Here is a 26,989-nt window from a genome sequence, read left to right on the forward strand (position 1 = left end):
TCTGTAGGCCACTGCCGAGGGGATGACATCGATGCAGGCACGCGATCTCCTACACAAAGCCCTCTGGTCGGCCATCTATTTGTTGTTCATCCTCGCCCCGCTGTTCGCCTTGCTGACCCGCGCGCTACCGCCCAGCCGGGGTTTCGGCACGGAGTTTTCGATCGCGCTCGGCTATTCGGGGCTGGCCATCATGGGCCTGCAGTTCGGGCTCACGGCGCGCTTTCGCTACGTGACCGAGCCCTGGGGCGAAGACGTCATCTACCACTTTCATCGCCGGGTTTCGCTTATTGCAGTCAGCCTGGTCATGGCGCATCCCATCATCCTGCTTGCGGTGGGCTCGGAGTCGATGGTGCTTCCGCAGTCGATCCCTGAACTCCCGCTGGGCGCGGTCTTTGCGGGACTGTCGATCGGCTCGCTGATCCTGCTGGTAGTGATGGCACTGTGGCGCACCCGACTGAAGATCAGCTACGAAACCTGGCACCTCACGCACATCGTGCTTGCACTGACGGCGGTGACCGCCGGTATGGCGCACATGGTGGCCTGGGGCTATTACCTGGTCAATCCATGGAAGCGAGCGTTGTGGCTGGGCATGGCGATTTTCTGGATCGCCCTGCTGCTCTACGTGCGCATCATCAAACCCCTGTTCATGCTGCGCCGGCCCTACCGCGTCGCCGAAGTGAGGAGCGAACGCGGCGACACCACGACCCTGGTCATGCGACCCGATGGCCATGCCGGCTTTCGTTTCCGCCCCGGCCAGTTTGGCTGGCTGACGCTATGGGGCAGCCCGTTCAAGATCACCGGTCACCCATTTTCGTTCTCGTCGAGCGCCGAAGTCAGCGACGGGCGCGTCGAGATGTCCATACGCAAACTGGGCGACTTCACCAGCGCCGTGCCGACGGTAGCCGTCGGGCAACGCGTCTACCTCGATGGACCCTATGGCGCCTTCACCATCGGCAACCCGGCCGACATGCACGTATTGATTGCGGGCGGCATCGGCATCACGCCGATGATGAGCATGATCCGCACCCTGGCCGACCGCGGCGACCAGCGCCCCTTGATCCTGCTGTACGGCAGCAAGGACTGGGAGTCGATCAGCTTCCGCGAAGAACTGGAAACGATGAAGTCCCGTCTCCACCTGACCGTCGTCCACGTGCTCTCGCAGCCACCCGAAGGCTGGACCGGCGAAAGCGGTTACATCAATGCCGACCTGTTCCAGCGCCACTTGCCAGCGGGCTACGCCGATCACGAGTATTTCATTTGCGGACCGAACGTGATGATGGACGCGATCGAACGTGCACTGGGCGAGATGAAAGTGCCGCTGGCCAAATACCACTCGGAGCGCTACAGCTTCGTCTAGGAGGTTTCCATGCGCCGCTTATTTGCCGATCGACTCGTCGTCGCCACCGGCGTCATCGTCGTCCTTCTGGCCCTCGTGTTTGCCTTCGTGCGGGTAAGCACCTAGCGCTTGTCTTCACCTCGCGAGTTTGGCATGCGCGTCCAGCCAGGGCGCCAACGACACCTGCCAAATGTTGTATTTGCCGTTATCCCAATCGGCGCGTGTAGCACCCGGAGGCATGTCGCTAAGGCGATCGCTGGCGAAATACAGCGTGCGATGATCAGGGCTCAGGCGCGCTTCGGCATCGGAGCCCGCGCTGTTCACTACATCGCCCAGATGTATGGGCGTACCCCACTGTCCGTGATCACGAAACACGATGAACAGATCGATCTGGCGTGCCGGTGCGCGATTGGAACCGAACACGACGAACGACTCATCCGGCGCGACTGCCGGGTCAACGTCGGTCGTCGTGCCATCGCTGAATGGCAACGGCTGTGGCTCCTGGTAAACACCGCCCATATAGGCAGCACGATAAAGCCGGAAGTGCGTCGGATCTTCCGCGGGATGCATGAAATACAGCGCGCCGTCAGCCGCCACGCTCGGTGCAAAACTGGAGTCGCTGCGATTGACCATGTCGGCCAGGCGTACCGGCACACTCCAGCCACCACCTTGGCGCGTCACCCTCCAGAGATTACCTCCGGCGCCGGGGAAGCTGCGCCCCATGAAGAAGCCATCCAGTGGTTTGCCACCGGTGTCCTTCGGTCGATTGGAGATAAACACCAGAGCCTGCCCATCCGGCGACATGCTCGGCTCCATATCACTCCACTACCCGGAGAACGGCGCCGTCGAGGGTGGCGACCAGTGGCCTCGCTTGAGATGGCTGACCAGGATGCTTGAGTGTGGCCCATCGCTGCGTGAGAAGAACACCGTCTTGCCATCCGGTGTGAATGCCGGCGCGCTATCGTGCAAAGGGCCCGAAATCACGCCGGGAGCGAAGACGGTGGGTGCTGCATCGGCGGCCCAGGCCGGCACGACGCTCAAGGCAAGCAAGCTGCTGAACACGTGGCGGAGCATGGTGTGTCCTTGGCCAGGCACGGAAGGAAGGCGGCACCACTGAACGGTCGAGCACTCAAGTGAATCGATAGCGGCGAAGCATACCGGCTGGATTCACGAAGATACGCGGAACCTGTCGATGGTCACGGAAACCCTGGCGCGAGGCACGCAGGTTGGGGGCCCCTGCCCCTTCACTATTCGAAGACGAGGACACATCGATCTTTCACCCTGGAATCGCCGGACGCGACGTCCCCGCCACCGACAACCCCGCGCAAACCTGGCAACTCCGCCCTCTTCAACGGAGATACCCCATGAAATACCGCCTGCTCGTTCTTCCGCTCGCGCTCGCCGCCTGTTCGCAATCACCGCAATCGACGGCCCCTGCCTCTTCGACGACCACAGCGAGCGCGGCCACGGCTGCAGCGACACCACCGGTTGCAATGACGGCGCCAGCCGCTGCCGCAACGACGGCGGCGCCGACCGATACCAGCCTGCTCGGCCGCTATCACTGGCAACTCAATGACGCCACCGATACCAGCGGCAAACGCATCGATGCGCTGTTCGTCCGTACCGACAAGCCGGTGCAGCTGGACTTTAACGGCGGCCGTATCAACGTCATCAACAGCTGCAACGTCATGGGCGGCGGCTACAGCGTCGAGAACGGGCGACTGCAGATAGGCACGATGATGCAGAGCAGGATGGCCTGCGTCGAACCCGGCCTCGCCGCGCTAGACGGCGCCATCAGCCAGCGCCTCCAGGGCAGCCTGAAATTGAGCCTGCAAGCCGAGAGCGCCACACCCCACCTGCAATTGATCACCGACAGCGGCGACACGTTGAGCTTCACCGGCGTGCCGACGGCGGAGACGCGATTCGGCGGTCCGGGCGTCACGGCCTTCCTTGAAGTGGCCGCGCAAACCGTGCCATGCAACGGCCCCGTGCCGGCCAATCATCCCGTATTGGCCAACCATCCCGTGCTTGGCAACCGGCCATGCCTGCAAGTGCGCGATCGCTTTTTTGATGAGCACGGCCTGGCGAGCGGCACGCCAGGCGAGTGGCGCCCGCTCAATCAGCAGATCGAGGGCTATACCCACGAACCGGGCATTCGCAACGTGCTGCGCGTGAAGCGTTTTACCATCAAGAACCCGCCCGCCAATGCACCGTCTTCCGCATATGTACTGGATCTGGTGGTGGAGTCGGAGAAGGTCGCGCAGTGATGAAATCACCCCGCCCGCACGTGGCAGGCGGGGTGCAGGTAGCCGCGGTTCGTGCCAATGGCTTAGCCCTCAGATCGACACCTGCCGTCCTATATCCACCACCTGGCCCGGCGGCACGTGCAGGTAGTCGGTCAGGCGCGTGCTATTGCGCAACAGCACGCTGAACAGCGACACCATCCAACGCGGCAGACCGCGGCCGTCCATCCGCGGCACGATCTTTTCCATGCCGGTGAAATAAGTGAGTTCGTGCGTATCGATAGGGCAGCCACAGGCGGCGATCTGCGACATCAAGGACGGCAGGTCGGGTTTTTGCATGAAGCCGTAGTTCGCCGTGATCGACCAGAAATTCGGTGCCAACTCCACCATGGTCAGGCGATTTTTTGCCGCGATGTAAGGTGTCGACGCGACATCCAGGGTTACGGCCAGCACGCGCGCGTGCAAGGCGTGGGTGTGCTTGACGTACCAAATCATTACCGGAGGTGTCGTGGCGCGGGCACGCGTCAGGAACACCGCTGTGCCAGGCACGCGAGATACCCCGGACTCCGCCATGTCGCTAAGGAACGCGTCGATAGGCACGGGATTCTCGTCAAGCCGGTTTGCCACGGCCTTGATGCCTTTGTGCCACACGAACATGATGAGATAGACCATGGCCGCAAGCAGCAACGGTACATAACCGCCCTCAAACAGCTTCATCATGTTCGACGAGAAGAAGGCGGCATCGACCACGAAGAACAAGCCGGCCACCGCACCACTCGCGACGAGGTTCCACTTCCAGATTTCGCGCATCGCGATGAACAATAGCGCCGTGGTCATCAACATCGTGGCAGACACGGCGATACCGTAGGCGCCGGCGAGGTTTTCCGACTTGCGAAAAGCCAGTGCCAAGCCAATGGTTACCAGCATCAGTATCCAGTTGACGCCGCCCACGTAGATCTGACCGTAACCCTCACCCGAGGTTTGCCGAATTCTCAGGCGTGGCATCCAGCCAAGCTGGATCGCCTGCCGCGTCATGGAAAACGCGCCGGTGATGATCGACTGGCTGGCGATGATGGTGGCGACGGTCGCGAGAATGATCAGTGGCAGTGTCAGCGATGCAGGGCACAGATGGTAGAAAATATTCCCCTCCGTCGGCGCGCCTTCCAGCACGATGGCGCCCTGCCCCGCGTAGTTCAGCACCAGACTCGGAAACACCAGCGACGACCATGCCAGCTTGATCGGACCTGCGCCAAAGTGACCCATGTCCGCGTACAAAGCTTCCGCACCCGTCACGCACAAGAACACGCCACCCAGCACCAGAAACGCGCCACGACCTCCGTGCACCAGGTAGGTCAGCGCGTAATACGGGTTTAGCGCCCACAGGATCCCCGGATGCCGCACAATGCCCCACACGCCAAGCACCGCCATGGTCAGAAACCAGATCGCCATGATGGGACCAAACGCGCGCCCGATTTTCGCGGTCCCCATGGGCTGCAGTGCAAACAGGGCCAGCAGGATCACCACGGTTAGCGGCAACACATAGGGCTGTACCGATGGTGCCGCAATATTCAAACCTTCCAGGGCCGACAACACCGAGATGGCCGGCGTAATCGCACCATCGCCATAAATCAGCGCGGCACCGAACAAGCCAGCAGCCACGATCGCCGGGCGCTTGCGTCGCTTTACGCCAAGCAGGGCCATCAAGGCCAAGATACCGCCCTCACCGTCATTGTCGATGCGCATGGCAAAGCCGGCGTACTTCACCGTCGTGACGATGATCAGCGTCCAGATCAGCAGCGAAATCACCCCGAAGATGGTTTGCGCGGAATGACCGCCAGTCAAATCCAGCACCGTCTTGAAGGTGTAGAGCGGACTGGTGCCGATGTCGCCGAAGACCACACCAAGGGCCCCGACACCAGCTACCAGTGTCGAGGGCTTCTTCCAGGGGCTCGATGTGGAATCCTGGCTCACGGGGCACCTGATCGACGCCAAACGAATAAGGCGGCAGCGTACTGCCCCTGGGTGACACTCAATATAGAGAGGGACAGTGAAACGCCGGACCCGCGCGCCTTCACCAGAAATGGCGCCGCAGACATTCCAGACAATGACCGCTCCGCAAGAGATGCCGTGCAAGAAGCACGGCGCCACCCGCGCGTGAAGCGCGCACGCTCGGAGGACGCCCACGCACGCTCAGGCAAAAGGCTGGCCCGACTATTCGGTGCATCGAAGCCATCCGCTGGCACGGCACGCAGCCAAAGGCCGCCACATGGCGGCCTTTGCCATCAGGACAAATGTCGCACCAGCGACTCCATAGGCAGGTGCAAGACGAACTACTCAGCCACTGCTATTGCCGGTATTGCTCGCAGCGGGTGCGCTCTCTGCATTGCCGTTGAAATCGACGACCAGTGCCACACGACGATTGGGTAATCCTTTTTCGCCATAGGCTCCGGCTACCACTTGTCGATTCTTCGCCTGACCATAGCTCACTGCCCGCACCTGGCTGTCGGCAAGCCCGCCCGTCTGCACCAGGTAATTGCGCACCGCTTCCGCACGCCGCATGCCCAGCCTGTAGTTGTGACCTGCCGAGCCGGATGGGTCGGTGAAACCCTCGACGGTAACCAGTGCATTGGAGTGGTGCTCTTTCAGCACTTTCGCGTAATCATCGAGCAGTGCCTTGTCCTGGTCGCGCAAGTCCGCCTTGTCGGTGTCGAAAAGCGCAATCGTGTCAACGCGAATACGACCCTGCATCTCGGCGATCGCCGCATCGTACTTGGCGAACCGCTGCTGCATCTCCTGCTTGATAGCATCGATTTCCTGCTGCTGCCTTTGGTCGTTGTTCCGTAATTCCGTAATGGCGGTGTCGAAATCGGCCTTTTTGACGAAATCTGAGCAGCCGCCGAGCGCCATAGCGCATACACACACGAACCCGTAACCGATTCGAGAGCTCACGCGTACCATGATCGATCTCCTCTTCTTGGGCGGCATGCTCACGGGCATGCCGATATCAGGAGCGCGCAAGGTGGCTCAGCAAGAAAGAACATCCACTGCACGCGCTATGCCTCTACACCGCTGCGACGCTCGCGAAGCGCGGCCCGCCGGGAACATGCAACAAATCACAACGACCTGAACCACCCCCTGGGTCGCACGAATTTGCGACGCTCGCGAAGCGTGACTCGTCGGGAACGCGTCGAGCGAAACATGCGCTATGAGACGGCAAGCTGGCGTGAATATGCATGCTGTTTGACGGGGCCTGATGGCCGCCGTGGCGCCTCGTTAATGCACCATTTCTGAACTATCCGCTCGAGCCCTGGCCGTGGTCGCGCCGACCCTTGACCCGAATCGTCCCTGGCCGCGGAATCGAAAACCATGCATGAGGGAACGTGAACATGAGGCGCTACGATGGGCCCATCATGGGCTGTTGACCGGCCCGTTCACGACATGGCGAGGAACGCATGAGCATGTGTCGCCCCATGTTGGCGAGTCAACTGATCGGCGTGGCTCTCTGCGCGTTTTCGTTGCCTGCCGCGATGGCGTCCAATGATGCGCCTGCCATCACGGACGCGCGATGTTTTGGCGGCGCGCAAGAGGCCAGCACGGTCATAACGAATCTGGCGGGCGTTCCGGCGATGATTCGCATTCCCATCAATGTGAGCCGGCCGCCGATCGTTCTGTGGCACGGCTTCGGGCCGCCGGACAGCGAACAGGCGCTGATGACTGCGCTTCCCCTGGATGACGTGCCGGCGATCAAGGTTTATCTGGGGCTGCCGCTGTTCGGGCGGCGCGCTCCGGCGGGCGGCAAGACCGAACTCGTCCGTCGGCAGACGGAGGATGTTGGTCTTCTCGTTTTCAAACCGATTGTGATGGGCGCCGTCGATGAGCTGCCTGCCGTTGTACGGGAACTTGAGCAACGCGGCTGCATGAAGGCGGGTGAAAAGATCGCACTGTTTGGATTTTCCGCGGGCGCAGCGGCGGTGTTGGTCTCGCTCGCGGAACACAACGTGCCAGTCAGTGCCGCAGTGGCGCTCAATCCCTCTGCGGGGTTGAGTGCATCGATCGAAGCGTACGAGCATGCAACAGGACGGCCGTACGCGTGGAGCCGGGAAAGTCGCGCACTGGCTGCCCGCACTGATGTCGCGGGACGCTCCGCGAATATCGCTACCGGTAGGCCACCCCCGGCCCTGCTTGTGCTTCAGGGGAGCGCAGACGACGTCATGGCGCAAGATAGTCTGCGCGAACTCGATGACGCCCTGAGGCTTAGCTACGCGCAGGCCCACGCGACAGGACGCTTCAAGAACAGCGTCGTGGAAGGCCTGACCCATCAATGGGCCAATCAAGCCGGGCAGGCCGAGGTGCGTCGACAGGTCGCCGACTGGTTTGACCGCTATCCCTGAAAGCCTTTAGAAACCCGAACCGAGGCGAGCAGTGACGAGCGCTCGTGTCCCAGAAATCGCCGACGGACGGGTTACGCCTTCCGCACCTGCGGCGCGTCTGCGCCTCGCCGCCCCTATAAATGAGGAGCCCCGGTCTGTACCGGGGCTCTTCTGGCCTCTCACGACTGCCCTGGCCTAGAACTCCTGCGAGAAACGCAGGCCAAACGTCCGCGGCTGCGTCATGACGGTATAGACCTGTCCGTTGGGATAGGCCGGCACCACGTTGTGTGCCGCGCACACCGCTTCCGCACACTCGGCGAAGCGGTAGAGCTGTCCACGCTTGTCAAACACGTTGGTGATATAGAAATCCAGCGAACGGCCGTTCTTCTTGATGCCGGAGGAAAAGTCCGCCGTGGTGTAGGCCGGCATCTTTCCCAGCAGTCCGCGTTCATACAGCCGCAGATCGGACTGGCGTTCGCCGACATGCACCACCGCCGCCTGTACGAAGACATCCTTGCCCCCGATGTCCCACGAGTAGCGCGCCGTGAGGTTGCCCTTGAAGCGTGGCGTTACTGGCAGCTGGGTGCCAGAAGGCGCCTGAGGCCCGGTGACCGTGTCACCGGTAAGCGGATTGACGGTACCGGCCGGACAGTAGGTGATCGGGTGGCCGTTGGTGTCGGTGAAGCCGCAGTAGTTCTCCGTGAGCTTGGCGTTGTACAGGGCGAAGCCTGCGCTGAGCTGCAGGTTATAGGTCGCGGCCCAGTTCAGATCCGATTCCAGGCCGTCAATCTGCGCCTGGCCTGCGTTCTTGATTTCGGTAAGCCCGTTGGCGCCGAGAATGCTGAACTGGAAGTCCTTCCACTTCTCGCGGAACACCGCCCCGTTCCACGACAGCCGGTTGTCGAGCCAGGTGGTCTTCCAGCCGAGCTCGTAGTTGGTGAGCCAGTCCGACTGGTATGGCGGCAGGCTGCCACGGCGATTGATGCCTCCGGGACGGAAACCCTCGGACCAGGTGCCATAGATCATCTTGTCGGGCGTGATCTGCCAGGTCAGGTTGACCTTGCCGAGCGAACCGGTTTCGTTGGTCTGCTTGGCGAAGTCCTGGCACGGCGCGCCGCGATACGGCGTGGGCGAAATGCAGCCCGCTTCGCCGTAGCTGGAACCGGGCGCGTAGCCCGCACTGAAGCCGTAGAACCCGCCCAGGCTGTTGTCGGAGCGGAAATAGCGCCCGCCGATCGTACCGGTGAGCGTCTCGGGGATGAAGTCGTACGACAGCTCGCCGAACACCGCTTCGTTCTTGTCGATGCGTCGCTGCTCGGTCAGCCACAGGGTGTCGGGCCAGCCCGTCACGGAGAGGCTGTCAGCGAAGCCATTGATCATGTAGCGCTGTTCGATATCGTGCACCTGCTTTTCCCAGAACAGGCCACCCACCACGCGAAGGCGATCGTCCCTCGGCGAGGCGATGCGCAGCTCGTGGCTGTCCATGGTGTAGCGGTCCTTGCCCTGGATGAACTGCGACGGATTGATCAGGTTGCCGGCGTTGTCCACAATGTACGCGCCGTAGCCGGCCAGCGTGTCGTACCAGAACGAGTAATCGCTGTAGTCGCTCTCTTCCTCCTGATTGCGCTTGAGATGCGAGTACGCATAGGTCAAGTCGAAGTTGCCGATCTTGCCCTCCACGGTCAGCGCTGCCTGGATCCAACGGTCGTCGGAGTGTTCCGGGTAGAAATGCGTGATCGCCAGACTGCCGACCTGTGGGTCGGAAGCGACATTACCGTTGGCGATCGTCTGCTGCCCCATGACGGTAGGACTGATCGACCAGTCATCGTTGATGCCAAACTTCAGCGCCATGCGACCGCCGCTGATATCGACGTCGTTGTAGTTTTTCTTGGCGGCCCCGGTGCACACCAGGGTCGGGGTTTGCGTGCAGCCATGCGCATTGCTGACCGTGATGCCGGAGGTCGGGAACGTGCGCGAACCCACTTCGTTGTCGATGTAGCCGGCATCATGCTCGTGCCAGCCAACCAGGCGAATGGCCGAGCTGGTGGACATCGGTATGTTGATCATGCCCTCGGCGGTATAGCCCACACCGCCATGATCGACCGAATCGACGCCCGCACTGTAGCTGGCGGCAAAACCGCTGGGATCGGGCTTGTTGGTGATGATGCGCAACGCACCCGCTTGCGCGCTGGCGCCATATAGCGTGCCTTGCGGACCGGCGAGCGCCTCGACGCGGGCGATATCGTACATGTGGATATCGAGCGGCCCCTGGATCGTGGTAACCGGCTGCTCGTCCAGGTACACGCCCACGCTCGGCTGCGAACCGGAGTGGTTACCGTCGCCGCCACTGGCCACGCCGCGCATGTAGATCAGGGCAAAACCCGGGCCGAACGTCTGGTAGGAAACACTCGGCAGATACTTCACGTAGTCGTCGAAATTCTTGACGTGAAGTTCCTCCAGCCGGTCCTGGCCCAGCACATTCATGCTGATCGGCACCTTCTGCAGATTTTCCTCGCGCTTTTGTGCGGTCACCGTCACCGCATTGAGCGTCTTGGCGGCCACGGGCGCTGCCGGCGCCGCGGCCGGCCCCTGGCTTTGGCCAGCGTCCTGCGCGAGCGCCGGTGCAGCAACAGCCATACAGATCGCCGCGGCGAGCGGCAATCGCACCAATCTCACCGATTGCTTACTACTTCGTTGTCCGAGCCTGCCCCTATGCATCGACTTCCTCCCCCAAATTCTGATGACGGCGACCCTTCGGCGCCTGCTACGTCACGTCATTCCGGCGGATCGGGATATCGCCCGAGCACCGGCCCCAATGCCTCCACCAATGGCCCCAACCAGGCTGCGTAATGCCGCCAGTGATCCACACCCTCGCGGTAAATCGGTCTGCGCACCTGTTCGGAACTCGCCGTGCGCACCGGCCGGGCGTTCTCAAAAAAACGCAGGCACGATGGCTCGAACGGCAGACCGCAATAGTCGAGAAGACGCCGAACCTCTCCTTCGGTGTCCTCGACCATATGCTCATAGATGACGCGGTGGATGCGCCCCGGCAGCACCTCGTCAAAATGGCTCATCAATGAAACGTAATCGTGGTAGTAGCGCCCGAGGTCTTCCTGGCTGTAGCTGAAGCTCTGGCCCCTGGCAAAGTGCTGCTTGAAACCGGAAAAGCAGCAAGCCAAGGGATGCCGACGTGCGTCGATGATCTTCGCGTTCGGCAGGATCAAATGGATCAGGCCAAGATGCATGAAGTTGTTCGGCATCTTGTCGATGAAGAAGGGTGCCGGTGTCTTGCGCTGGATGCTCGTGTGCGCAAGATAGCGTTCGCCCAGCTCGCACAGCGCGTCACCGTCGATGGCCGCCAGCGCCTCGTGATAGGGCATGACGCTGCCGGCATCCCCCTGAGCGCGCAACGTGCGCGTGATCGAAGTGATTTCCGGCAGCTCCATCGTGCCTTCCACCTGACTGTGGCTGGACAGGATCTGCTCGATCAGGGTCGAGCCCGCGCGCGGCAGGCCGACGATGAAAATCGGATCGGGCGCGCGGCAACCCGCGCCGGCGCGCGCACCGAAGTACTCGCGTGTATAGCGCTCGCGAATATGGCGTACGCGCGCGCTGGTTTCGTCGGCGCTGTAGTGCAGCTGCCCGCGCCGGATCGCATTGCCCTGCGCGTAATGCCGGAATGAAGGCTCGAACTCGCCCGCATCCTCCAGCGCTTTGCCGATAGCGAACTCCAGATGCAGTCGATCGTCCTCGCCCAGGTCGGTACGCGCCAGCTGCACGCGCATGGCAGCCAGATCGTCGGCGCTGAAACGGAAGGTCTTGAGGTTGGCCAGACTCCACCATACTTCGCCGAAGGACGGCTCCAGTTCCAGGCTGCGCCGATAAGCGGCAATCGCACGGTCGCTCGAACCCGTCGTCTTCAGCGCGTGCCCGTAGCTCATCCACACCTTCGGGCTGCCTGGATGCTGCTCGAGCAGGTCGGCGTAGATGCCGATGGCGGGCGCGTAATCGCCGATGCGACACAGCATCGCCGCCTTGAGGTTGCGATAACCGGGGTGACCCGGCGCCACCGCGAGCAATCGCTCGATCTCGGCCAACGCCCGCTCGGACTGGTTGCTACGGTGCAATAGCAGCGCATAGTTATGGCGCGCGGCATGGAAGCCGGGCGCCAGCTCCAGGCATTGCGCGAGCAGACTCACGGCATCCTCGGTGCGCCCCTGGCGCGCGGCGAGCTCGGCGAACATGCGCATGGCAGCAACGTCGGTTGGCGCCTGGCGCAGATGCTCGCTTAGCAGAGCCTCGGCCTCGGGGATACGGCCTTCAACCAACGCGGTGGCGGCAGAAAGCAGGATCGGATCGCGAGTGGAGTGACGGACATGCTGGGCATAGGCGGTATCGGCGGCGTCGTGCTCGCCTGCTGCCATCAGTTGATCGCCGAGCTCACGCCAGGCTTGCGGCAGGTCGGGTTTCAACGCCACCGTCTTGCGCAGCGCGGCGATCGCCGCGTGTCCTTGCCCGCCACGGCCCAGCGCCACGCCCAGGTCGAGATGGACCAGCGCCCATGTCGGCTGCGCCTGCGCCAGCGGTACAAGTAGGTCGATCGCACCCTGCAAGTCGCCTTGTGCCGCGCGTGCCAGCGCCGACACGCGCACGGCCATCGGGTGGCCGGCAACGATCTTGAGGATTTCTTCAGCCTGTTCGCCAGCCAGCACCGGATCGCGCGCCAGCAGGCGCTCCGCGTGTGCCAGCGCTTGCTCCAGCGTACCGGTGGCATGTTCGGTCATCATGCGTACGCCCCGCACCGTTCGGCACAGCGGTCCGGACGGCATGCGGGGCGCTTGGTTTGGGACACCGTGCAGTGCATAGGGCGACGAAGCTCCTTAAAGGTCCTTGAGCAACCGGTAGTTGAATTCCAGCGACTGGTAGTAGGCATCGACCAGAATGCGTTCGTCCTGCCCGTGCGAACGATCGTCGTCCACGTCATAAGGAAGCCCGTTGAACACATATGACGGCCTGCCGGCCGCGCGCAGGAACACGCTGTCGGATGCACCGGCGGCCATATAGGGCGACACCGGAATCGGCCCCCACAGGCTCTTTGCCGTGCTGGCGACCTGCGCGAACAGCGCCTTGTCCACCGGGCTCGGCGGACTGGGTTTGGGCGGGGCGACGCGTGCGATCTCCACCGCGGGGTCGGCCACTGCGCGCTTCAGCGCGGCATCCACCTGGTCGAAGTCTTCGTCCGGCAACAGGCGACAGTTGATCGTTGCCCGCGCCAGCTGCGGCAACGCATTCTCGGCATGCCCGCCTTGCAGCAGAGTCGGCACGCAGGTGCTGCGCAGCTGTGAATTGTTGTATGCAGAGGTTGCCGCGAGTCGCGCAAGCGCCGCGGGATCGGACGGTTCATGCGCCACCGCGCGCATGTCGGCGGCCGTTTGACCGGTATAGAACGCTGCCAGCCCTGCGTAGTAGCCGCGCGTCGCCGCATTGGTGCGCAACGGAAACTGCAACGACGACAGCCGATCCAGCGCCTTGGCCAGCCGATAGATGGCGTTGTCGGCGGTCGGCAGGGAACTATGGCCGCCGGGGTTGTGCACGGTGAGCGTGTAGCTCAGGAACACCTTCTCCGCGGTTTCCACCGATAGCACGGCGGGCTTGCCGGCGCGGATCTCAGGCCCGCCACCGTCGACATTGATCGAGTACGCCGAGCGGATCAGGTCGGGGCGATGCGCGAGCAGCCACTCCACGCCGTTGGAGACACCATCCTCCTCACCAGCGGTGAGCGCCAGAATGTAGTCGCCCTTGGGCTTGATGCCTTCGCGATGCAGTCGCAATAGCGCACTGACCAGCCCCGCCCCGCCCCCCTTGATGTCCATGGTGCCGCGACCGTAGAAGTAGCCATCGCGTTCGGTCAGCGTGAATGGGTCGACGTGCCAGTCCTCGCGACGCGCCTCGACCACGTCCAGATGGGCCAGCAGCAGCACCGGCTCGCGTTCGCCGCGGCCGTGCAGCCGCACCACCAGGTTGCGCCGTTTCGGATCATCACCGACCACCTGCACGTCGGCCGGTGCGAAGCCTGCGGCGAGGAACCGCTGCGCCAGCTTTTCGGCAACCACCGTCGTGCTGCCATGTTCCGATGTCGAGTCGATGGCGATCATTTCGCTCAACAGCTCGCGGCCAAGAGCGTTCTGGCTGCCTGTCGCGTCCTGCGCAGCGTGGGCAGCCAGTGGCAGCAGCGCGGCCAAGGCCGTGACGAGACGGAATTTCAGGATACGTTTCATGCTCGCTCCAAAGCCAGGGCCAGACCCTGTCCGACACCGACACATAGACTGACCAGCGCGCGACGCTGGCCGTGCCGACGCAGCGCAAATGCTGCCGTCATCGCCAGCCGTGTACCACTGGCGCCTAGCGGATGGCCGAGGGCAATCGCACCACCATTCGCGTTGAGATGCTCGGCATCGTCGGGCAAGCCGAGCATCCGCGAGCAGGCCAACACTTGGGCCGCGAACGCTTCGTTGATCTCGATGCGATCGAAGTCGGATAGACCCAGGCCGGTGCGTGCGAATAACTTGCGCATCGCCGGAACCGGTCCGATACCCATCACGCGCGGTGCGACGCCGGCCGAGGCCATGCCAACGATGCGCGCCAGCGGTTGCAGGTCGTACTTGCGCAGCGCCGCCTCCGATGCCAGCAGCACGGCGCCGGCGCCGTCGTTGAGTCCGGACGCATTGCCGGCCGTGATGCTGGTGTTCGTGCCAAGCAGCGGCTTGAGCGCAGCGAGCTGCGCGACCGTAGAGTCCGGGCGCAGATGCTCGTCGGCATCGACGGTAATGATCTGCTTGCCTTGCGGTGCTTCGACGACGGTGATCTCTTCGGCCAGCCAGCCCTGCTGCTGCGCACGCGCGGCGCGCTGCTGGCTGCGCCATGCATAGGCATCCTGATCGGCACGGTCGATGGCATGTTCGCGCGCAAGGTTTTCCGCGGTCTGCGTCATCGAATCGATGCCGTAGCTAGCCTGCATCCGCGGGTTGACCAGACGCCATCCCAGCGTCGTGTCTTCGAGCTTCTGCTCGCGCGTGTAGGCGCCCGTCGCCTTGGCCATGACATAGGGCGCGCGCGACATGCTCTCGACGCCACCGGCGATGACCAGATCCGCCTCGCCGCAGGCAATCGCGCGCGCGCCCTGTCCCATCGCTTCCAGTCCCGAGGCGCAAAGCCGATTGACGGTGACCGCGGGAACGCTCTCCGGCAGCCCCGACAGCAGGACCGCCATGCGCCCCACGTTGCGGTTGTCCTCGCCCGACTGGTTCGCACAGCCGAGAATCAGTTCGTCCAGCGCCGCCCAGTCGATGCCCGGGTGGCGCTTCATCAGCGCCGTGATCGGCAGTGCCGCCAGATCGTCGGCGCGCACGCCAGCCAGCGCGCCCGCATGGCGGCCGAACGGCGTGCGTGTCGCGTCGACGAGGTAGGCGCTAGTCATAGACTCCTTGCATCGCCATGTGTGGTTGCCAGCCACCACGCTGGATCGTGTGCTCGATCGAACGTTGCGCATCCTGCAGCGCCGGCAAGATCAGTTTCACTGCACGCGCCAGCGCGTCCTCGCTATAGGGCATGCCGACGTTCAATGCCGCAACGATGCGGCCGTCGCCCGCGTGGATCGGCACGGCGATCGAAAACAGACCGACTTCGAGCTCGCGCGATGCGACCGCATAACCCCGCTCACGAACGCGCTTTATCTCAGCCTTGAGTGCCGTTGCCGTGCGTAGCGTAAACGGCGTGAGGTTGCGGAATTTCTGGCCGCGCAGCCAGCCGGCCAGCTCGGCCTCGGAGAGGCCGGACAGAATGGCGCGCCCCATCGAGGTAGCGAACGCCGGCAGGCGCGCGCCAACGCCAAGCGCCACACTCATCACGCGGCGCACCGGCACGCGCAGCACATAGACGATGTCGCTGCCATCCAGCACGGCCATCGAACAGGACTCGCCAACACGCTCCGCCAGCAAGGCCATGCTCTGCTGCGCCAGTTCGGTCAAATCCAGCGAGCTGAGGTAGCTGTAGCCAAGTTCCAGCACGCGAGGCGTGAGATAGAAGCTGCGGCCCTGGCTGCCGACGTAACCCAGATGCTGAAAGGTCAGCAGCAGACGACGCGCCACCGCACGCGACAGGCCAGTGCGTTCGGCGACCTGCGAAAGGCTGGGACTGGCCAGTTGGCGATCAAAGGCGCGCAGGACCTGAAGTCCGCGCGCCAACGATTGCACGTAGTCCGCACTGTCTTCGAAGAGGTTCGATGCCATATGCCACGAAGGTCCATTGACAGATCGAGCGTAGAAGGATTCCAATGAGTTCGCAATACGAATTATTGTTCGGTAATCGAACAAGGTCGATCCGGGGGGAGAGGCTTGGTACACGAAGGCGATAGCGTTCTGCACAGCTGGTGTGTGCAGTCGGAATGGCGAGCGCCGACAGTCGTCGGCGGCAGCGGCGCGCACCTTGAACTAGCCGACGGCCGTCGCATCCTGGACATGAGCAGCCTGGCCGAATGCAGCAATCTCGGCCACCAGCATCCTGCCGTGATCGAGGCGATCCGCCGCCAGGCCGAACAACTGTGCTTCGTCACTTCGGCATGGGGTGCCGAGCCGCGCGCCGCCCTGGCGCAAGCCCTGCTGGAGAAAGCCGACTTCGAAGGCGGCCGGGTGTTCTTCACCCTGGCCGGGGCGGACGCCAACGAGAACGCGGTGAAGTTTGCGCGCCAGGCCAGCGGCAAGCCACGCGGCCACATCATCACGCGCGACCGCTCCTACCATGGCGCCAGCTACGCCTGCATGGCCCTGTCGGGCGATGCGCGCACGCGTGACCAGGTCGATCCGCAAGCGCTCGGTGTGCTCCACGTGCCACCGCCGTATGCCTATCAAGGTGCCTTCGGCAGCCATGACGCGACGATCTGCGGCGAGCGTGCGGTGGTGGCGATATCCGAGACCATCGATCGTCTCGGCGTGGACACTATCGCTGCCGTACTGATGGAGCCCAACGCCGGTACCAATGGCATCGTTGCACCGGACAACTATTGGCCGAACCTGCGCCAGGCGACCCGTTCGCGCGGGGTCTACCTGATTGCCGATGAAGTGATGAGCGGCTTCGGCCGCTGCGGCGAATGGTTTGCCTGGCAACGCTATGGCGATATCGGCAAGCCGGATCTGATGACGCTGGCGAAAGGCCTCACCGGCGCCCATCTACCGCTCGGTGCCGTCGTACTGTCGGCCGAGATCGCCGCGCGGCTGCAGCACGACATGCTTTATACCGGCCTCACCTATTGCGGACACCCCTTGTCCTGCGCCGCCGGCCTTGCGGCGCTGCAAGCTTACGAGAACGAAGACCTGATCGTCCGCTCGCGCACGCTTGGCGCGCGGATGTTCGCCGAGTTGAAGACCATGCAGGGTCGCCATGCGGTCATCGGCGATGTCCGCGGCGGGCATGGCCTGTTCGCCGTGATCGAGCTGGTCGCCGATCGCGTCACCCGCGAGCCACTCGCACCGTGGCCGGCCATGCCGGCCGCGCTCAACGCGCTGGTCGAAGCGGCGATGGCCGAGGGCGTGTCGTTCGCATGCCGCGGCAACCTGATCCTGCTGGCGCCGCCACTGGTCATCGACGAGCACGCCCTGGCCGATGCGCTGGCCCAGCTCGATCGCCTGCTGGCGCGCTTCTTTCCTGCACCATCCTGAGGGCTCGTCGATGAGTTTTCGTCTCACCTACGCCACCATGTACAACCCGCCGGAGGCGATGCACGAGCGCTTCGATGCCGCCATGCTTCGGGTCGAGGCTGACCTGGGTGGCCGCCATCCTTTGTTCGTCAATGGCGCCGACTGCTACACCGCGGAATACGCCGATCGCCGCGCACCGTTCGACAGCGATCTGCGGCTTGGTGAATTCGCCCTGGCCTCGCCGGTCGACGCCGACGAAGCCATGGCGGCCGCGCAGGCGGCATTTCCCGCCTGGCGCGCAACACCGGTGGCCGAGCGCGCGCGGCTGGTGCGACGTGCCGGCGACTTGATGGAACAGCGGGTCTATGAGATTGCCGCCGCGCTCACCCTCGAAGTCGGCAAGAACCGCATGGAGGCGCTGGGCGAGACACAGGAGACGGTCGACTTCTTCCATCACTACGCCAGCGATTTCGAAAGCCATGCCGGTTACGTGAATCCGCTTCCGGACGACCCCATCGAGGGCATCGCTTCCCACAATGCCAGTGTGATGCGGCCCTATGGCGTGTGGGTGGTGATCGCACCGTTCAACTTCCCGCTCGCACTGGCAGGCGGCCCCACCGCCGCCGCCCTGGTCACCGGCAATACGGTGGTACTCAAGGGCGCAAGCGATACGCCATGGGCCGGCCGCCTGCTGGCCGATTGCATCCGCGACGCGGGCCTGCCGCCCGGCGTGTTCAATTACCTGTCCGGCTCGGGGCGCGACATTGGCGAAGCCCTGGTGCAGCATCCGCACACGGCGGGCATCACCTTTACCGGCTCGGTCCCGGTGGGCCGGCAGCTCATGCAACAGATGGTGAGCGGGGCGTATCCGCGCCCATGCATCGCCGAGATGGGCGGCAAGAACCCCTGCATCGTCACCGCCCGCGCCGACCTCGATCGCGCGGCCGCCGGCATTGCGCGATCCGCGTACGGCATGACCGGGCAAAAGTGTTCTGCACTGTCGCGAGTGTACGTGCATGAGAGCATCGCCGACGCGCTGATCGAACGCCTGCAAGCACAGATCGCCGCCATCCGCATCGGTGATCCGCGCCGGCGCGAACATTGGCTGGGACCGGTCGTCAATGCTTCCGCCTACACCAACTACCTGCGCTACGCCGACGATCTGCGGGCCTCGGGCGCGCGTCTGATCAGTGGTGGTGCCCAGCTTGGCACGGCCAGCGATGGCGACCCGGCGCTCGCTCGCGGCTACTACGTCGAGCCCCTGCTGGCCGAGGCACCGCTGGCACATCCCTTGTGGCGACAGGAGATGTTCCTGCCGATCCTGATGCTTCACCGCTATGGCGATCGCGACGAGGCGATGCGACTGGCGAACGATACGCCGATGGGACTCACCGCGGGCTTCTTCGGTGGCGAGGATGAGGTGGCCTGGTTCCATGATCACATCGAGGCCGGCGTGACCTACGCCAATCGCCCGCAGGGCGCCACTACCGGGGCATGGCCTGGCTACCAGCCATTCGGAGGCTGGAAAGGTTCGGGCTCCACCGGCAAGGCCATCGCCTCGTTCTATTACCTCGCGCAATACCTGCGCGAGCAGTCGCGCACGGTGGTGGAGTGAAAGTCACTTGAGGTCGCGCCGTTGTGTACCGATCGACCGCTCCTCGCTCGTTCTCGTCCTGCGCGCATGCCGATGCCAGCGCGGGCCTTGTGCAGACCATCAAGAGGCTCTTGCATGTTCTTCTCCTTAGCCGATGCGATCCACGACTACATCACCGATGGCGCCAGCGTGGCCCTGGAAGGCTTCACGCATCTGATCCCCTTTGCCGCCGGCCACGAGATCATTCGCCAGCGCAAACGCCGGCTGCACCTGATTCGCATGACACCGGACCTGGTCTACGACCAGATGATCGGCATGGGCTGCGCACGCAAGCTCACCTTCTCGTGGGGCGGCAATCCCGGCGTGGGCTCGCTGCATCGCCTGCGCGATGCCGTGGAACACCAGTGGCCAAACCCGCTGGAACTGGACGAGCACAGCCACGCAGGCATGGCCGCCGCCTTCTGCGCAGGTGCGGCGCGCCTGCCTTTCGGCACGCTGCGAGGCTATGTCGGCACCGACCTGCCGGCACGCAACCCGAATATCCGCAGCATCACCTGCCCCTTCACCGGCGAATCACTGGCGGCCGTACCGGCGATCAATCCGGACGTCACCATCCTGCACGCGCAGCGCGCCGACCGCGAAGGCAATGTCGCCATCGAGGGCATTCTCGGCGCGGCACGTGAAGCAGCGTTGGCGGCCCATACGCTGATCGTGACTGTCGAGGAGCTCGTCGATGAGCTTCCTCCGGCGATGAATGCCATCGTGTTGCCGCACTGGATCGTCACGGCGGTCGTGCATTGCCCGGGCGGCGCGTACCCGTCCTATGCGCAGGGGCACTACACCCGCGACAACAGCTTCTACCAACGCTGGGACACGGTCGCGCGCGAACGCGACGACTTCCTCGCCTGGATGGACCAGCACGTGCTTCGCACGAATGATCACCGGGCGTTTCTCGACGGCCTCAGCCGGGCGGAAGGATGAGCGGATGTTCGCGCAATGAATGGATGACCATCGCCGCCGCACGCCTGCTGCGCGACAAGAGCGTGTGCTTCGTCGGTATCGGCCTGCCGAGTGCTGCCTGTAACCTTGCCCGCCTTACGCACGCGCCAAGCCTCGTGCTGATCTATGAATCAGGCACCATCGGCACGCGGCCGCGTGTATTGCCGCTGTCCATCGGCGACGGCGAACTGGCCGAGACGGCAGCCTACGTGGTGCCGCTGCCGGAAGTCTTCAGCTATTACCTTCAGGCCGGGCGCGTCGACGTCGGTTTCCTCGGCGCAGCGCAGATCGATCGCTACGGCAACCTCAACAGCACCGTGATCGGCCCCTACGATAAGCCGACGACACGCCTGCCAGGCGCCGGTGGCGCGCCTGAAATTGCCTGGCACGCCAAGCAGGTCTTCGTGATGGCCAAGGCAACGAAGCGCAGCTTTGTCGAGCGCCTGGACTTCTGCACCAGCGCGGGCTACCTCGAGGGTCACGGCGCGCGCGCACGCAGCGGTGCGCCTGGTGGCGGACCGCGCGCGGTCATCACCGATTTCGGCATGCTGGCGCCGCATCCGCAAACCGACGAGCTGCAACTGATCGCGCTGTTCGCCGATGCCAGCGTCGAAGAAGCGCGCGCCGCGGTGGGCTGGCCGCTCGCGCTGGCCGACGAAATCGACACGATCGCCCCACCCACGGCGCATGAACTCGACACGTTGCGTGCGCTCTTTGCCCACACTCGTGAAGCGCATTCCCGCCCTGTCCACCTGCCGCTACCACCCGAAGGACTGCCGTGAACACCAGCCCTCCCAACCCGAATCACATCCGGACCGCCCTGCCCGGTCCGAACGCGCGCGCCATGCTCGCCCGTGACGCCGAGGTGATCTCTCCTTCGTATCCACGCGACTACCCCTTCGTGATGTCGCATGGCCGTGGCACCGAAGTGTGGGACGTCGACGGCAATCGCTTTCTCGATTTCGCGGCTGGCATCGCGGTGTGCGCCACCGGTCATGCGCACCCGCAAGTGGTAGCGGCGGTGAAGGCGGCGGCCGATCGGTTCCTGCACATCTCCAGCGACTACTGGCATGAAGAGATGACGGGTCTCGGCGAGCGACTCGCGCGCGTGAACCCCATGACCACGCTCACTGGTGAGCCGGCGATGAGCTTCCTGTGTCAGTCCGGCACCGAGGCGGTCGAAGGTGCGCTGAAGCTGGCGCGCTACGTCACGCGGCGGCCACGTTATCTCGGTTTCCTGGGCGGATTCCATGGCCGCACCATGGGCTCGCTGTCGTTCACCTCGAGCAAGTACACACAGCAGCTCGGCTTCGCGCCGACCATGCCCGGCGTGACCCACGTGCCGTTTCCGAACCCGTACCGGCCACTGTTCGCCGGCGCCGACCAGGGCAAGGCCGCGCTCGATTACATCCGCATGTTGTTCGAGCGCAGCGTACCCGCCGCCGAGGTCGCGGCGATCCTGGTCGAACCGATCCAGGGCGAAGGCGGTTATCTCGTGCCGCCGGACGGTTTCCTCGCCGGGCTGCGCGCCCTGTGCGACCAGCACGGCATCCTGTTGATCTTCGACGAAGTGCAGTCCGGCGTTGGCCGCAGCGGAAAAATGTTCGCCTGCGAGCACTGGGGCGTCGCCCCCGACATCATGACGCTGGCCAAGGGGCTAGGTTCGGGCCTGCCGATCGGCGCGGTGGTGGCAAAGAAATCGCTGATGTCGCAGTGGAAGCGCGGCGCGCACGGCAACACCTACGGCGGCAACCCGCTGGCCTGCGCCGCTGCCAATGCCACGCTCGACCTCGTCGCCGACGGATTTGCCGAGAACGCCGCCGGCGTCGGCGAACATTTCATGACACGCCTGCGGGAGCTTGCACGCGACTATCCCTGTATCGGCGAAGTGCGCGGCAAGGGTCTGATGATCGGCATGGAGCTGGTGGAGAACGACGCGGAGCGCAGCCCTGCCCGCGCGCTCTGTGACGACGTGGTCACCCGCGCCTTCCACAACGGCCTGCTCCTGCTTTCCTGCGGCACCAGCACGGTGCGCTTCATGCCGCCTTTGAACGTCAGTACCGGCGAGGTGGACGAGGCGATCCTGCTGTTGCGCGCAAGCCTCGACCAGGCACTCAAGGGGCACTGACCCGATGCATCGTCGCCATTCGATCTTCCTGCTGGCTCTCCTGTCGTGCATGGGCACGGCGCAGGCCGCACGCGAGCCTGTGCTCAAGCAGATCGACCTGCCGCACAGCTACTACTGGCGCGAGCTGTACCTGCCCCAGGTCACCACCGGCCCCGGCTCGGTGAGCTTCCTGCCCGACGGCGATGCGCTGATCTACAGCATGGCTGGCTCGCTGTGGCGGCAACGCATCGATGGCGACACCGCCACCGAACTGACCCACGCCGCGCACGCCTACGACGACCAGCCCGATGCGGCGCGCGACGGCCGCAGCGTAGTCTTCGCCCGCTACGACGGCAACGCCATCGAACTGTGGCGACTGGACCTGGTGAGTGGCAGCGAGAAACCACTCACTACGGGTGGGGCGGTCAACGTCGAGCCACGCTTGTCGCCCGACGGGCGACAGCTGGCCTGGGTGTCGACGCAGGGTACCGGCCATTTCAACCTGTTTGTCGCCGACATCGACGCGTCCGGCTTGCGCCACGTGCGCAACCTGCTCGGCGAGCGCAAGAGCACGCTGGACCGTTACTACTATTCGGCCTTCGATCACGCGATCAATCCTTCGTGGTCACCTGATGGCAAGACGCTTTATGTCGTCAGCAATCCGGAAATCGCCTGGGGCACGGGTGACCTTTGGGCGGTGCCAGTCGCCGATCCAGCACAACGCAGGAAAGTCCTCAGCGAGGAGACCAACTGGAATGCACGGCCGGAGCTCGCGCCCGATGGCAAGCGGCTGCTCTACGCGAGCTATCGCGGCCGGCAGTGGCAGCAACTCTGGCTCACCACGCCGGGTGGCGCTGCGCCCTTGCCGTTGACGTTCGGCGATTTCGACCGCCGCAACGCACGCTGGTCGCCCGACGGCCGACGCATCGCCTACATCGATAACCAGTCGGGCAATACCTCGCTACAGGTCATGGACACGCTGGGCGGCGCCTCGCACGCGATCGTTCCCACCACTCGGCAGTACAAGATGCCGATGGCGCGCCTGGTGCTCGATATCGTGGACGAACATGGCGAGCGCACACCGGCGCGTGTCGCCGTACTGGGCAACGATGCGCGTGCCTATGCGCCCCGCGACGCCTGGATGCATGCCGACGACGGCTTTGACCGCAAGCTACAGGCCACCGAGACGCATTACTTCCATTGCGCCTCGCCCTGCGCACTCGACGTACCCGCGGGACAGGTGCAGCTATGGGTGCAGCATGGCTTCGTCTATTCACCATGGCGAAAGACGCTGCAGGCGCCAGCAGGTCGCACGACATCGCTGCGCGCTGCACTGCAGGCACAGCCCCTGCCTGCCACGTTCGGCGACTGGATCAGCGCCGACCTGCATATCCACATGAACTACGGCGGCCACTACCGCAACACGCCGGCCAACCTTGCCCAGCAGGCGCGCGCGGAGGACCTGGACCTCGCCTATGACCTGGTGGTCAACAAGGAAGAACGGGTGCCCGATATCGCGTCGTTCCGCACCGACGCCGATCCGGCCAGCACGCCACGCAGCCTGGTCCAGCACGGCCAGGAATTTCACACCAGCTTTTGGGGACATCTGGGCCTGCTGCATCTGGGCGACCACTTCCTGACGCCGGATTTTTCCGCCTACCGGCATACCGCGTTCGCCAGTCCCTACCCCACCAATGGCGCGATCGCCGATCTGGCCCACGCCCAGGGCGGAGTCGTCGGCTACGTGCATCCGTTCGACACCTTGCCCGACCCCGTGCACGACGCCGTGCTCAGCGACGAACTTCCCGCCGATGTGATCGAGCACAAGGTCGACTACATCGAGGTGATGGGCTTCTCCGATCACCAGGCCACGGCGCAAGTGTGGTATCGCCTGCTCAACCTGGGCTTCCACCTGTCTACCGGCGCGGGTACTGACGCCATGGCCAACTACGCCTCGTTGCGCGGTCCGGTGGGACTTAACCGTGTGTTTCTGGATACCGGCGGCAAGCGCGACGTCGACTCGGCCATGGCCGCACTGAAGGCCGGCCACGGCTTCGCCAGCAACGGCCCGCTACTTGGACTGCTGCTCGATGAGGGAAAACCTGGCGACACGCTCGGGACAACCGGCCGCCATCACTATCGCGTGGCCTTGCGCTCGCCGGTGGCAGTCGAACATCTGGAACTGATCCACAACGGCAAGGTGGTGAAGACCTTCGCGCTGACGGGAGATCATCGGCAGTTCGACGCTGCCGGCGACCTTGATCTCGACGGCGGCTGGGTGTTGCTGCGCGCGTGGAACGACCACGCCGATCCACAGGTGCTCGACTTGTATCCCTACGCCACCACCAACCCCGTGTGGCTGGGCGAGCATGTGTTGGCGCCAAGCGCACGCGACGACGCGGCCTGGTTCGCCAGCTGGTTGTCTCGCACCATCGAGGCGGCCGCTGCACGCGACGACTACAACACGCCCGAGGAGAAGCGCACGACGCTCGACTATCTCAGTCAGGCGCGCGATGCGTATCGCTCCCTGGCAGGCGGCGAAGCTTCCACCCGATCCGTGCAAGGCACCCCATGAAGCGATTCTCGACTCAGGTCATGTCCCTGCTGGTGCTGCTCGGCAGCGCCACTTTCGTGCATGCCGACGATACGCGCTTCACCGCGGCTGACATCAACCGACTCGCCGACGTTGGCGAGCCGGCGTTGTCGCGTGACGGCCAATTCATCGTCTATACCGTCACCACCGCCAACCCCGACCGCGATCAAGCGCAGTCGGACCTGTGGCGCGTGCGCTACGACGGCAGCGCGGGCATCCAGCTTACCCGCACGCCCGACAGCAATGAGTCGCGGCCGCAATGGTCGGAGGATGGCAAGTTCATAGCCTTCCTGTCCGACCGCAAGCTGGACGGCAACGCCACTGACGACGACACGAAAACGCAGGTGTGGATGATGCCCGCCGATGGCGGCGAAGCGCGCCGGCTCACCGACATGCCCAGCGGCGTGGAGGACTTCGTGCTTGCGCCGGACGGCAGGCAGCTCGCCGTGATCGCATTCGACTCCGAGCGCCCGGCCGACGCAAAGAAGCCGAAGAACCCGCCGCCGATCGTCACCGACCGTTTCCAGTTCAAGGACGACGACGACGGCTGGCTCAACCACCGCCACAAGCACCTCTACGTCGTCGACATCGGCAGCGGCAAAGCCAGCCTGCTTACCACGGGCAAGCATGACGAAATGCTGCCGGCGTGGTCGCCCGACGGCAAGCTGATCGCCTATGTCACCAAGCGCGGCGACGATCCCGATCGTCACCTGAACTTCGACATCTATGTGATCGCACCGCAGGTCGGCGCCAAGGAACGCCAACTCACCACGTTCCCGGGTTCCGACCTCGATCCCTACTGGGAAACGCGCCCGGCATGGAGCCCCGACAGCAGCCACATCGCCTACCTGCAAAGCGACGAAGACCGCTGGATTTACTACGCCCCCTGGCAACTTGCCGTAGTCGACGTGGCCACCGGCAAGGCCAGGCTGCCGGCGCCGATCGACCGCTGCTTTACCAAGCCGCGCTGGTCACCGGATGGGCGCAGCGTGTATGCGCTGGTCGAACAGGCCGAAGTCACCCACCTGTCGCGCATCGACCTGGCCACGGGCAAGGTCACGGCACTGACCCATGGCGATCGCTTCGATTCCGATCTGGACGTCTCCGCCAACGGCCGCATCGTGGTGCTTGGCGCGGACGACAGGCACCCCGCTGAGCTGGCCGCCGTCGAACACGACACCCTGCGCGCCCTCAGCGATCACAACGGCTGGTTGGGTGACAAGCGCCTCGCAGCCGCCGAGACTGTGCACTTCAACAGCGCCGACGGCACCGCGCTCGACGCCCTGCTGACCAAACCGCTCGACTACGTGCCTGGCCATCGCTATCCCACCATCGTGCGCGTGCACGGCGGCCCGGTGTACCAGTTCAGCCACGAATTCATGCCCGACTGGCAGGTCTACGCCGCCCATGGCTATGCCGTGCTCGCCGTGAATCCTCGTGGCAGCTCCGGCCGCGGCTTCGAATTTTCCAAGGCCATCTACGCCGACTGGGGCAACAAGGACGCACAGGACGTGCTGGCCGGCGTCGATCACGCGGTACAACTTGGTGTTGCCGATGCGGAGCATCTGGGCGTCGGTGGCTGGAGTTACGGCGCGATCCTCACCGATGAGCTGATCGCGCGCGACACACGCTTCAAGGCCGCCATCGCCGGTGCGGGATCCGGCAACATGTATGGCATGTACGGCGACGACGAATATTCGCGCGAGTACGAGCTCGAACTTGGTACGCCGTGGGACCACCGCGCCACCTGGGACCGCGCCAGTTACCCGTTCCTGCATGCCAACCAGATCAAGACGCCGACGCTGTTCCAGTGCGGCGAGCGCGACTTCAACGTGCCGTGCATCGGCGCCGAGCAGATGTACCAGGCCCTGCGCTCACTGCGTCTTCCCACCGAACTGGTGGTCTATCCGGGCCAGCATCACGGCCTCACCGTGCCCAGTTATTTGCGCGACCGCATGGAGCGCAACCTGGCCTGGTACGACCGCTTCCTCAAGCGCGCGGGCGACGCGCCATGAACCGTGTAGTCTCCGTCGAACAGGCCTTGCGGCCACCAGT

At 64.2% G+C, this 26,989-nt stretch carries 19 protein-coding genes; 10 read left to right on the forward strand and 9 right to left on the reverse strand.

Annotated elements, in window-relative coordinates; all coding sequences use genetic code 11:
• Window positions 1–31: 31 nt before the first annotated feature.
• A complete protein-coding gene (locus OUZ30_RS10785) occupies window positions 32–1,357 on the forward strand; it encodes a ferredoxin reductase family protein (RefSeq protein ID WP_266182324.1) in 1,326 nt (441 codons plus the stop codon).
• A 114-nt stretch (window positions 1,358–1,471) separates the two neighbouring features.
• Here OUZ30_RS10785 and OUZ30_RS10790 read toward each other — a convergent pair whose 3' ends face one another.
• Together OUZ30_RS10790 and OUZ30_RS10795 are read right to left on the reverse strand one after the other, a co-directional pair.
• The gene (locus OUZ30_RS10790) at window positions 1,472–2,140 is read right to left on the reverse strand and encodes a TolB family protein (protein ID WP_266182325.1); all 669 of its coding nucleotides are present in this window, start codon (window positions 2,138–2,140) and stop codon (window positions 1,472–1,474) included.
• Window positions 2,141–2,161: 21 nt separating this feature from the next.
• Window positions 2,162–2,410, reverse strand: coding sequence for a hypothetical protein (locus OUZ30_RS10795; RefSeq protein ID WP_266182326.1), 249 nt, complete (start codon window positions 2,408–2,410; stop codon window positions 2,162–2,164).
• A gap of 290 nt (window positions 2,411–2,700) precedes the next feature.
• On the opposite strand from OUZ30_RS10795, the gene OUZ30_RS10800 reads away from it, so the two are divergent.
• Window positions 2,701–3,603 carry an META and DUF4377 domain-containing protein gene (locus OUZ30_RS10800; RefSeq protein WP_266182327.1) on the forward strand — a complete coding sequence of 301 codons (903 nt, stop codon included), beginning with the start codon at window positions 2,701–2,703 and terminating at the stop codon, window positions 3,601–3,603.
• 69 nt (window positions 3,604–3,672) lie between these two features.
• Here the strand turns inward: OUZ30_RS10800 and OUZ30_RS10805 are convergent, their stop codons facing one another.
• Complete coding sequence (locus OUZ30_RS10805) at window positions 3,673–5,550, reverse strand: potassium transporter Kup (protein WP_266182328.1); 1,878 nt, start codon at window positions 5,548–5,550, stop codon at window positions 3,673–3,675.
• A 363-nt stretch (window positions 5,551–5,913) separates the two neighbouring features.
• The gene (locus OUZ30_RS10810; protein WP_266182329.1) at window positions 5,914–6,537 is read right to left on the reverse strand and encodes an OmpA family protein; all 624 of its coding nucleotides are present in this window, start codon (window positions 6,535–6,537) and stop codon (window positions 5,914–5,916) included.
• A 557-nt stretch (window positions 6,538–7,094) separates the two neighbouring features.
• Here OUZ30_RS10810 and OUZ30_RS10815 point away from each other — a divergent pair.
• A complete protein-coding gene (locus tag OUZ30_RS10815) occupies window positions 7,095–7,970 on the forward strand; it encodes an alpha/beta hydrolase family protein (RefSeq protein WP_266182330.1) in 876 nt (291 codons plus the stop codon).
• Between the two features lie 174 nt (window positions 7,971–8,144).
• Here the strand turns inward: OUZ30_RS10815 and OUZ30_RS10820 are convergent, their stop codons facing one another.
• The 5 genes from OUZ30_RS10820 to OUZ30_RS10840 all read right to left on the reverse strand — a co-directional run bounded on the left by OUZ30_RS10820 (window position 8,145) and on the right by OUZ30_RS10840 (window position 16,237).
• Window positions 8,145–10,586 (reverse strand): TonB-dependent receptor, encoded by a 2,442-nt coding sequence (locus tag OUZ30_RS10820; RefSeq protein WP_266182331.1) that lies wholly within the window; start codon window positions 10,584–10,586, stop codon window positions 8,145–8,147.
• 137 nt (window positions 10,587–10,723) lie between these two features.
• Window positions 10,724–12,736, reverse strand: a complete 2,013-nt coding sequence (locus OUZ30_RS10825) for a tetratricopeptide repeat-containing sulfotransferase family protein (protein ID WP_266182332.1) — start codon at window positions 12,734–12,736, stop codon at window positions 10,724–10,726.
• Between the two features lie 93 nt (window positions 12,737–12,829).
• On the reverse strand, window positions 12,830–14,227 hold the full coding sequence (locus OUZ30_RS10830; RefSeq protein ID WP_266182333.1) for a M20/M25/M40 family metallo-hydrolase: 1,398 nt from the start codon (window positions 14,225–14,227) through the stop codon (window positions 12,830–12,832).
• The gene (gene pcaF, locus OUZ30_RS10835) at window positions 14,224–15,426 is read right to left on the reverse strand and encodes a 3-oxoadipyl-CoA thiolase (protein ID WP_266182334.1); all 1,203 of its coding nucleotides are present in this window, start codon (window positions 15,424–15,426) and stop codon (window positions 14,224–14,226) included. Before pcaF ends, OUZ30_RS10830 begins: the two co-directional genes overlap by 4 nt.
• A complete protein-coding gene (locus OUZ30_RS10840; protein WP_266182335.1) occupies window positions 15,419–16,237 on the reverse strand; it encodes an IclR family transcriptional regulator domain-containing protein in 819 nt (272 codons plus the stop codon). The genes pcaF and OUZ30_RS10840 overlap by 8 nt, the downstream gene beginning before the upstream one ends.
• 228 nt (window positions 16,238–16,465) lie before the next feature.
• Between OUZ30_RS10840 and OUZ30_RS10845 the strand changes: the two genes are divergently transcribed.
• The 7 genes from OUZ30_RS10845 (at window position 16,466) to OUZ30_RS10875 (ending at window position 26,949) form a co-directional block, all read left to right on the forward strand.
• Window positions 16,466–17,662: an aminotransferase family protein gene (locus OUZ30_RS10845; RefSeq protein ID WP_266182336.1), complete on the forward strand. Its 1,197-nt coding sequence runs from the start codon at window positions 16,466–16,468 to the stop codon at window positions 17,660–17,662.
• 10 nt (window positions 17,663–17,672) lie between these two features.
• Window positions 17,673–19,256, forward strand: coding sequence for an aldehyde dehydrogenase family protein (locus tag OUZ30_RS10850; protein WP_266182337.1), 1,584 nt, complete (start codon window positions 17,673–17,675; stop codon window positions 19,254–19,256).
• Window positions 19,257–19,370: 114 nt separating this feature from the next.
• On the forward strand, window positions 19,371–20,216 hold the full coding sequence (locus tag OUZ30_RS10855) for a CoA transferase subunit A (RefSeq protein ID WP_266182338.1): 846 nt from the start codon (window positions 19,371–19,373) through the stop codon (window positions 20,214–20,216).
• The gene (locus OUZ30_RS10860; protein ID WP_266182339.1) at window positions 20,213–21,016 is read left to right on the forward strand and encodes a CoA-transferase subunit beta; all 804 of its coding nucleotides are present in this window, start codon (window positions 20,213–20,215) and stop codon (window positions 21,014–21,016) included. Before OUZ30_RS10855 ends, OUZ30_RS10860 begins: the two co-directional genes overlap by 4 nt.
• Window positions 21,013–22,362, forward strand: coding sequence for an acetyl ornithine aminotransferase family protein (locus tag OUZ30_RS10865; RefSeq protein ID WP_266182340.1), 1,350 nt, complete (start codon window positions 21,013–21,015; stop codon window positions 22,360–22,362). The genes OUZ30_RS10860 and OUZ30_RS10865 overlap by 4 nt, the downstream gene beginning before the upstream one ends.
• Before the next feature lie 4 nt (window positions 22,363–22,366).
• Window positions 22,367–24,916: a CehA/McbA family metallohydrolase gene (locus OUZ30_RS10870; protein WP_266182341.1), complete on the forward strand. Its 2,550-nt coding sequence runs from the start codon at window positions 22,367–22,369 to the stop codon at window positions 24,914–24,916.
• A complete protein-coding gene (locus tag OUZ30_RS10875; protein ID WP_266182342.1) occupies window positions 24,913–26,949 on the forward strand; it encodes a S9 family peptidase in 2,037 nt (678 codons plus the stop codon). Before OUZ30_RS10870 ends, OUZ30_RS10875 begins: the two co-directional genes overlap by 4 nt.
• Window positions 26,950–26,989: the final 40 nt, after the last annotated feature.

This window comes from Dyella humicola (assembly GCF_026283945.1).
GTDB lineage: Bacteria > Pseudomonadota > Gammaproteobacteria > Xanthomonadales > Rhodanobacteraceae > Dyella > Dyella humicola.

Bases quoted from the DNA above. Each gene is read 5' to 3' on its own strand.
- OUZ30_RS10785 (WP_266182324.1), top strand. From the start codon at position 32: ATGCAGGCACGCGATCTCCTACACAAAGCCCTCTGGTCGGCCATCTAT.
- OUZ30_RS10790 (WP_266182325.1), bottom strand. From the start codon at position 2,140: ATGTCGCCGGATGGGCAGGCTCTGGTGTTTATCTCCAATCGACCGAAG.
- OUZ30_RS10795 (WP_266182326.1), bottom strand. From the start codon at position 2,410: ATGCTCCGCCACGTGTTCAGCAGCTTGCTTGCCTTGAGCGTCGTGCCG.
- OUZ30_RS10800 (WP_266182327.1), top strand. From the start codon at position 2,701: ATGAAATACCGCCTGCTCGTTCTTCCGCTCGCGCTCGCCGCCTGTTCG.
- OUZ30_RS10810 (WP_266182329.1), bottom strand. From the start codon at position 6,537: ATGGTACGCGTGAGCTCTCGAATCGGTTACGGGTTCGTGTGTGTATGC.
- OUZ30_RS10820 (WP_266182331.1), bottom strand. From the start codon at position 10,586: ATGGCTGTTGCTGCACCGGCGCTCGCGCAGGACGCTGGCCAAAGCCAG.
- OUZ30_RS10825 (WP_266182332.1), bottom strand. From the start codon at position 12,736: ATGATGACCGAACATGCCACCGGTACGCTGGAGCAAGCGCTGGCACAC.
- OUZ30_RS10830 (WP_266182333.1), bottom strand. From the start codon at position 14,227: ATGAAACGTATCCTGAAATTCCGTCTCGTCACGGCCTTGGCCGCGCTG.
- pcaF (WP_266182334.1), bottom strand. From the start codon at position 15,426: ATGACTAGCGCCTACCTCGTCGACGCGACACGCACGCCGTTCGGCCGC.
- OUZ30_RS10840 (WP_266182335.1), bottom strand. From the start codon at position 16,237: ATGGCATCGAACCTCTTCGAAGACAGTGCGGACTACGTGCAATCGTTG.
- OUZ30_RS10845 (WP_266182336.1), top strand. From the start codon at position 16,466: ATGAGCAGCCTGGCCGAATGCAGCAATCTCGGCCACCAGCATCCTGCC.
- OUZ30_RS10850 (WP_266182337.1), top strand. From the start codon at position 17,673: ATGAGTTTTCGTCTCACCTACGCCACCATGTACAACCCGCCGGAGGCG.
- OUZ30_RS10855 (WP_266182338.1), top strand. From the start codon at position 19,371: ATGTTCTTCTCCTTAGCCGATGCGATCCACGACTACATCACCGATGGC.
- OUZ30_RS10860 (WP_266182339.1), top strand. From the start codon at position 20,213: ATGAGCGGATGTTCGCGCAATGAATGGATGACCATCGCCGCCGCACGC.
- OUZ30_RS10870 (WP_266182341.1), top strand. From the start codon at position 22,367: ATGCATCGTCGCCATTCGATCTTCCTGCTGGCTCTCCTGTCGTGCATG.
- OUZ30_RS10875 (WP_266182342.1), top strand. From the start codon at position 24,913: ATGAAGCGATTCTCGACTCAGGTCATGTCCCTGCTGGTGCTGCTCGGC.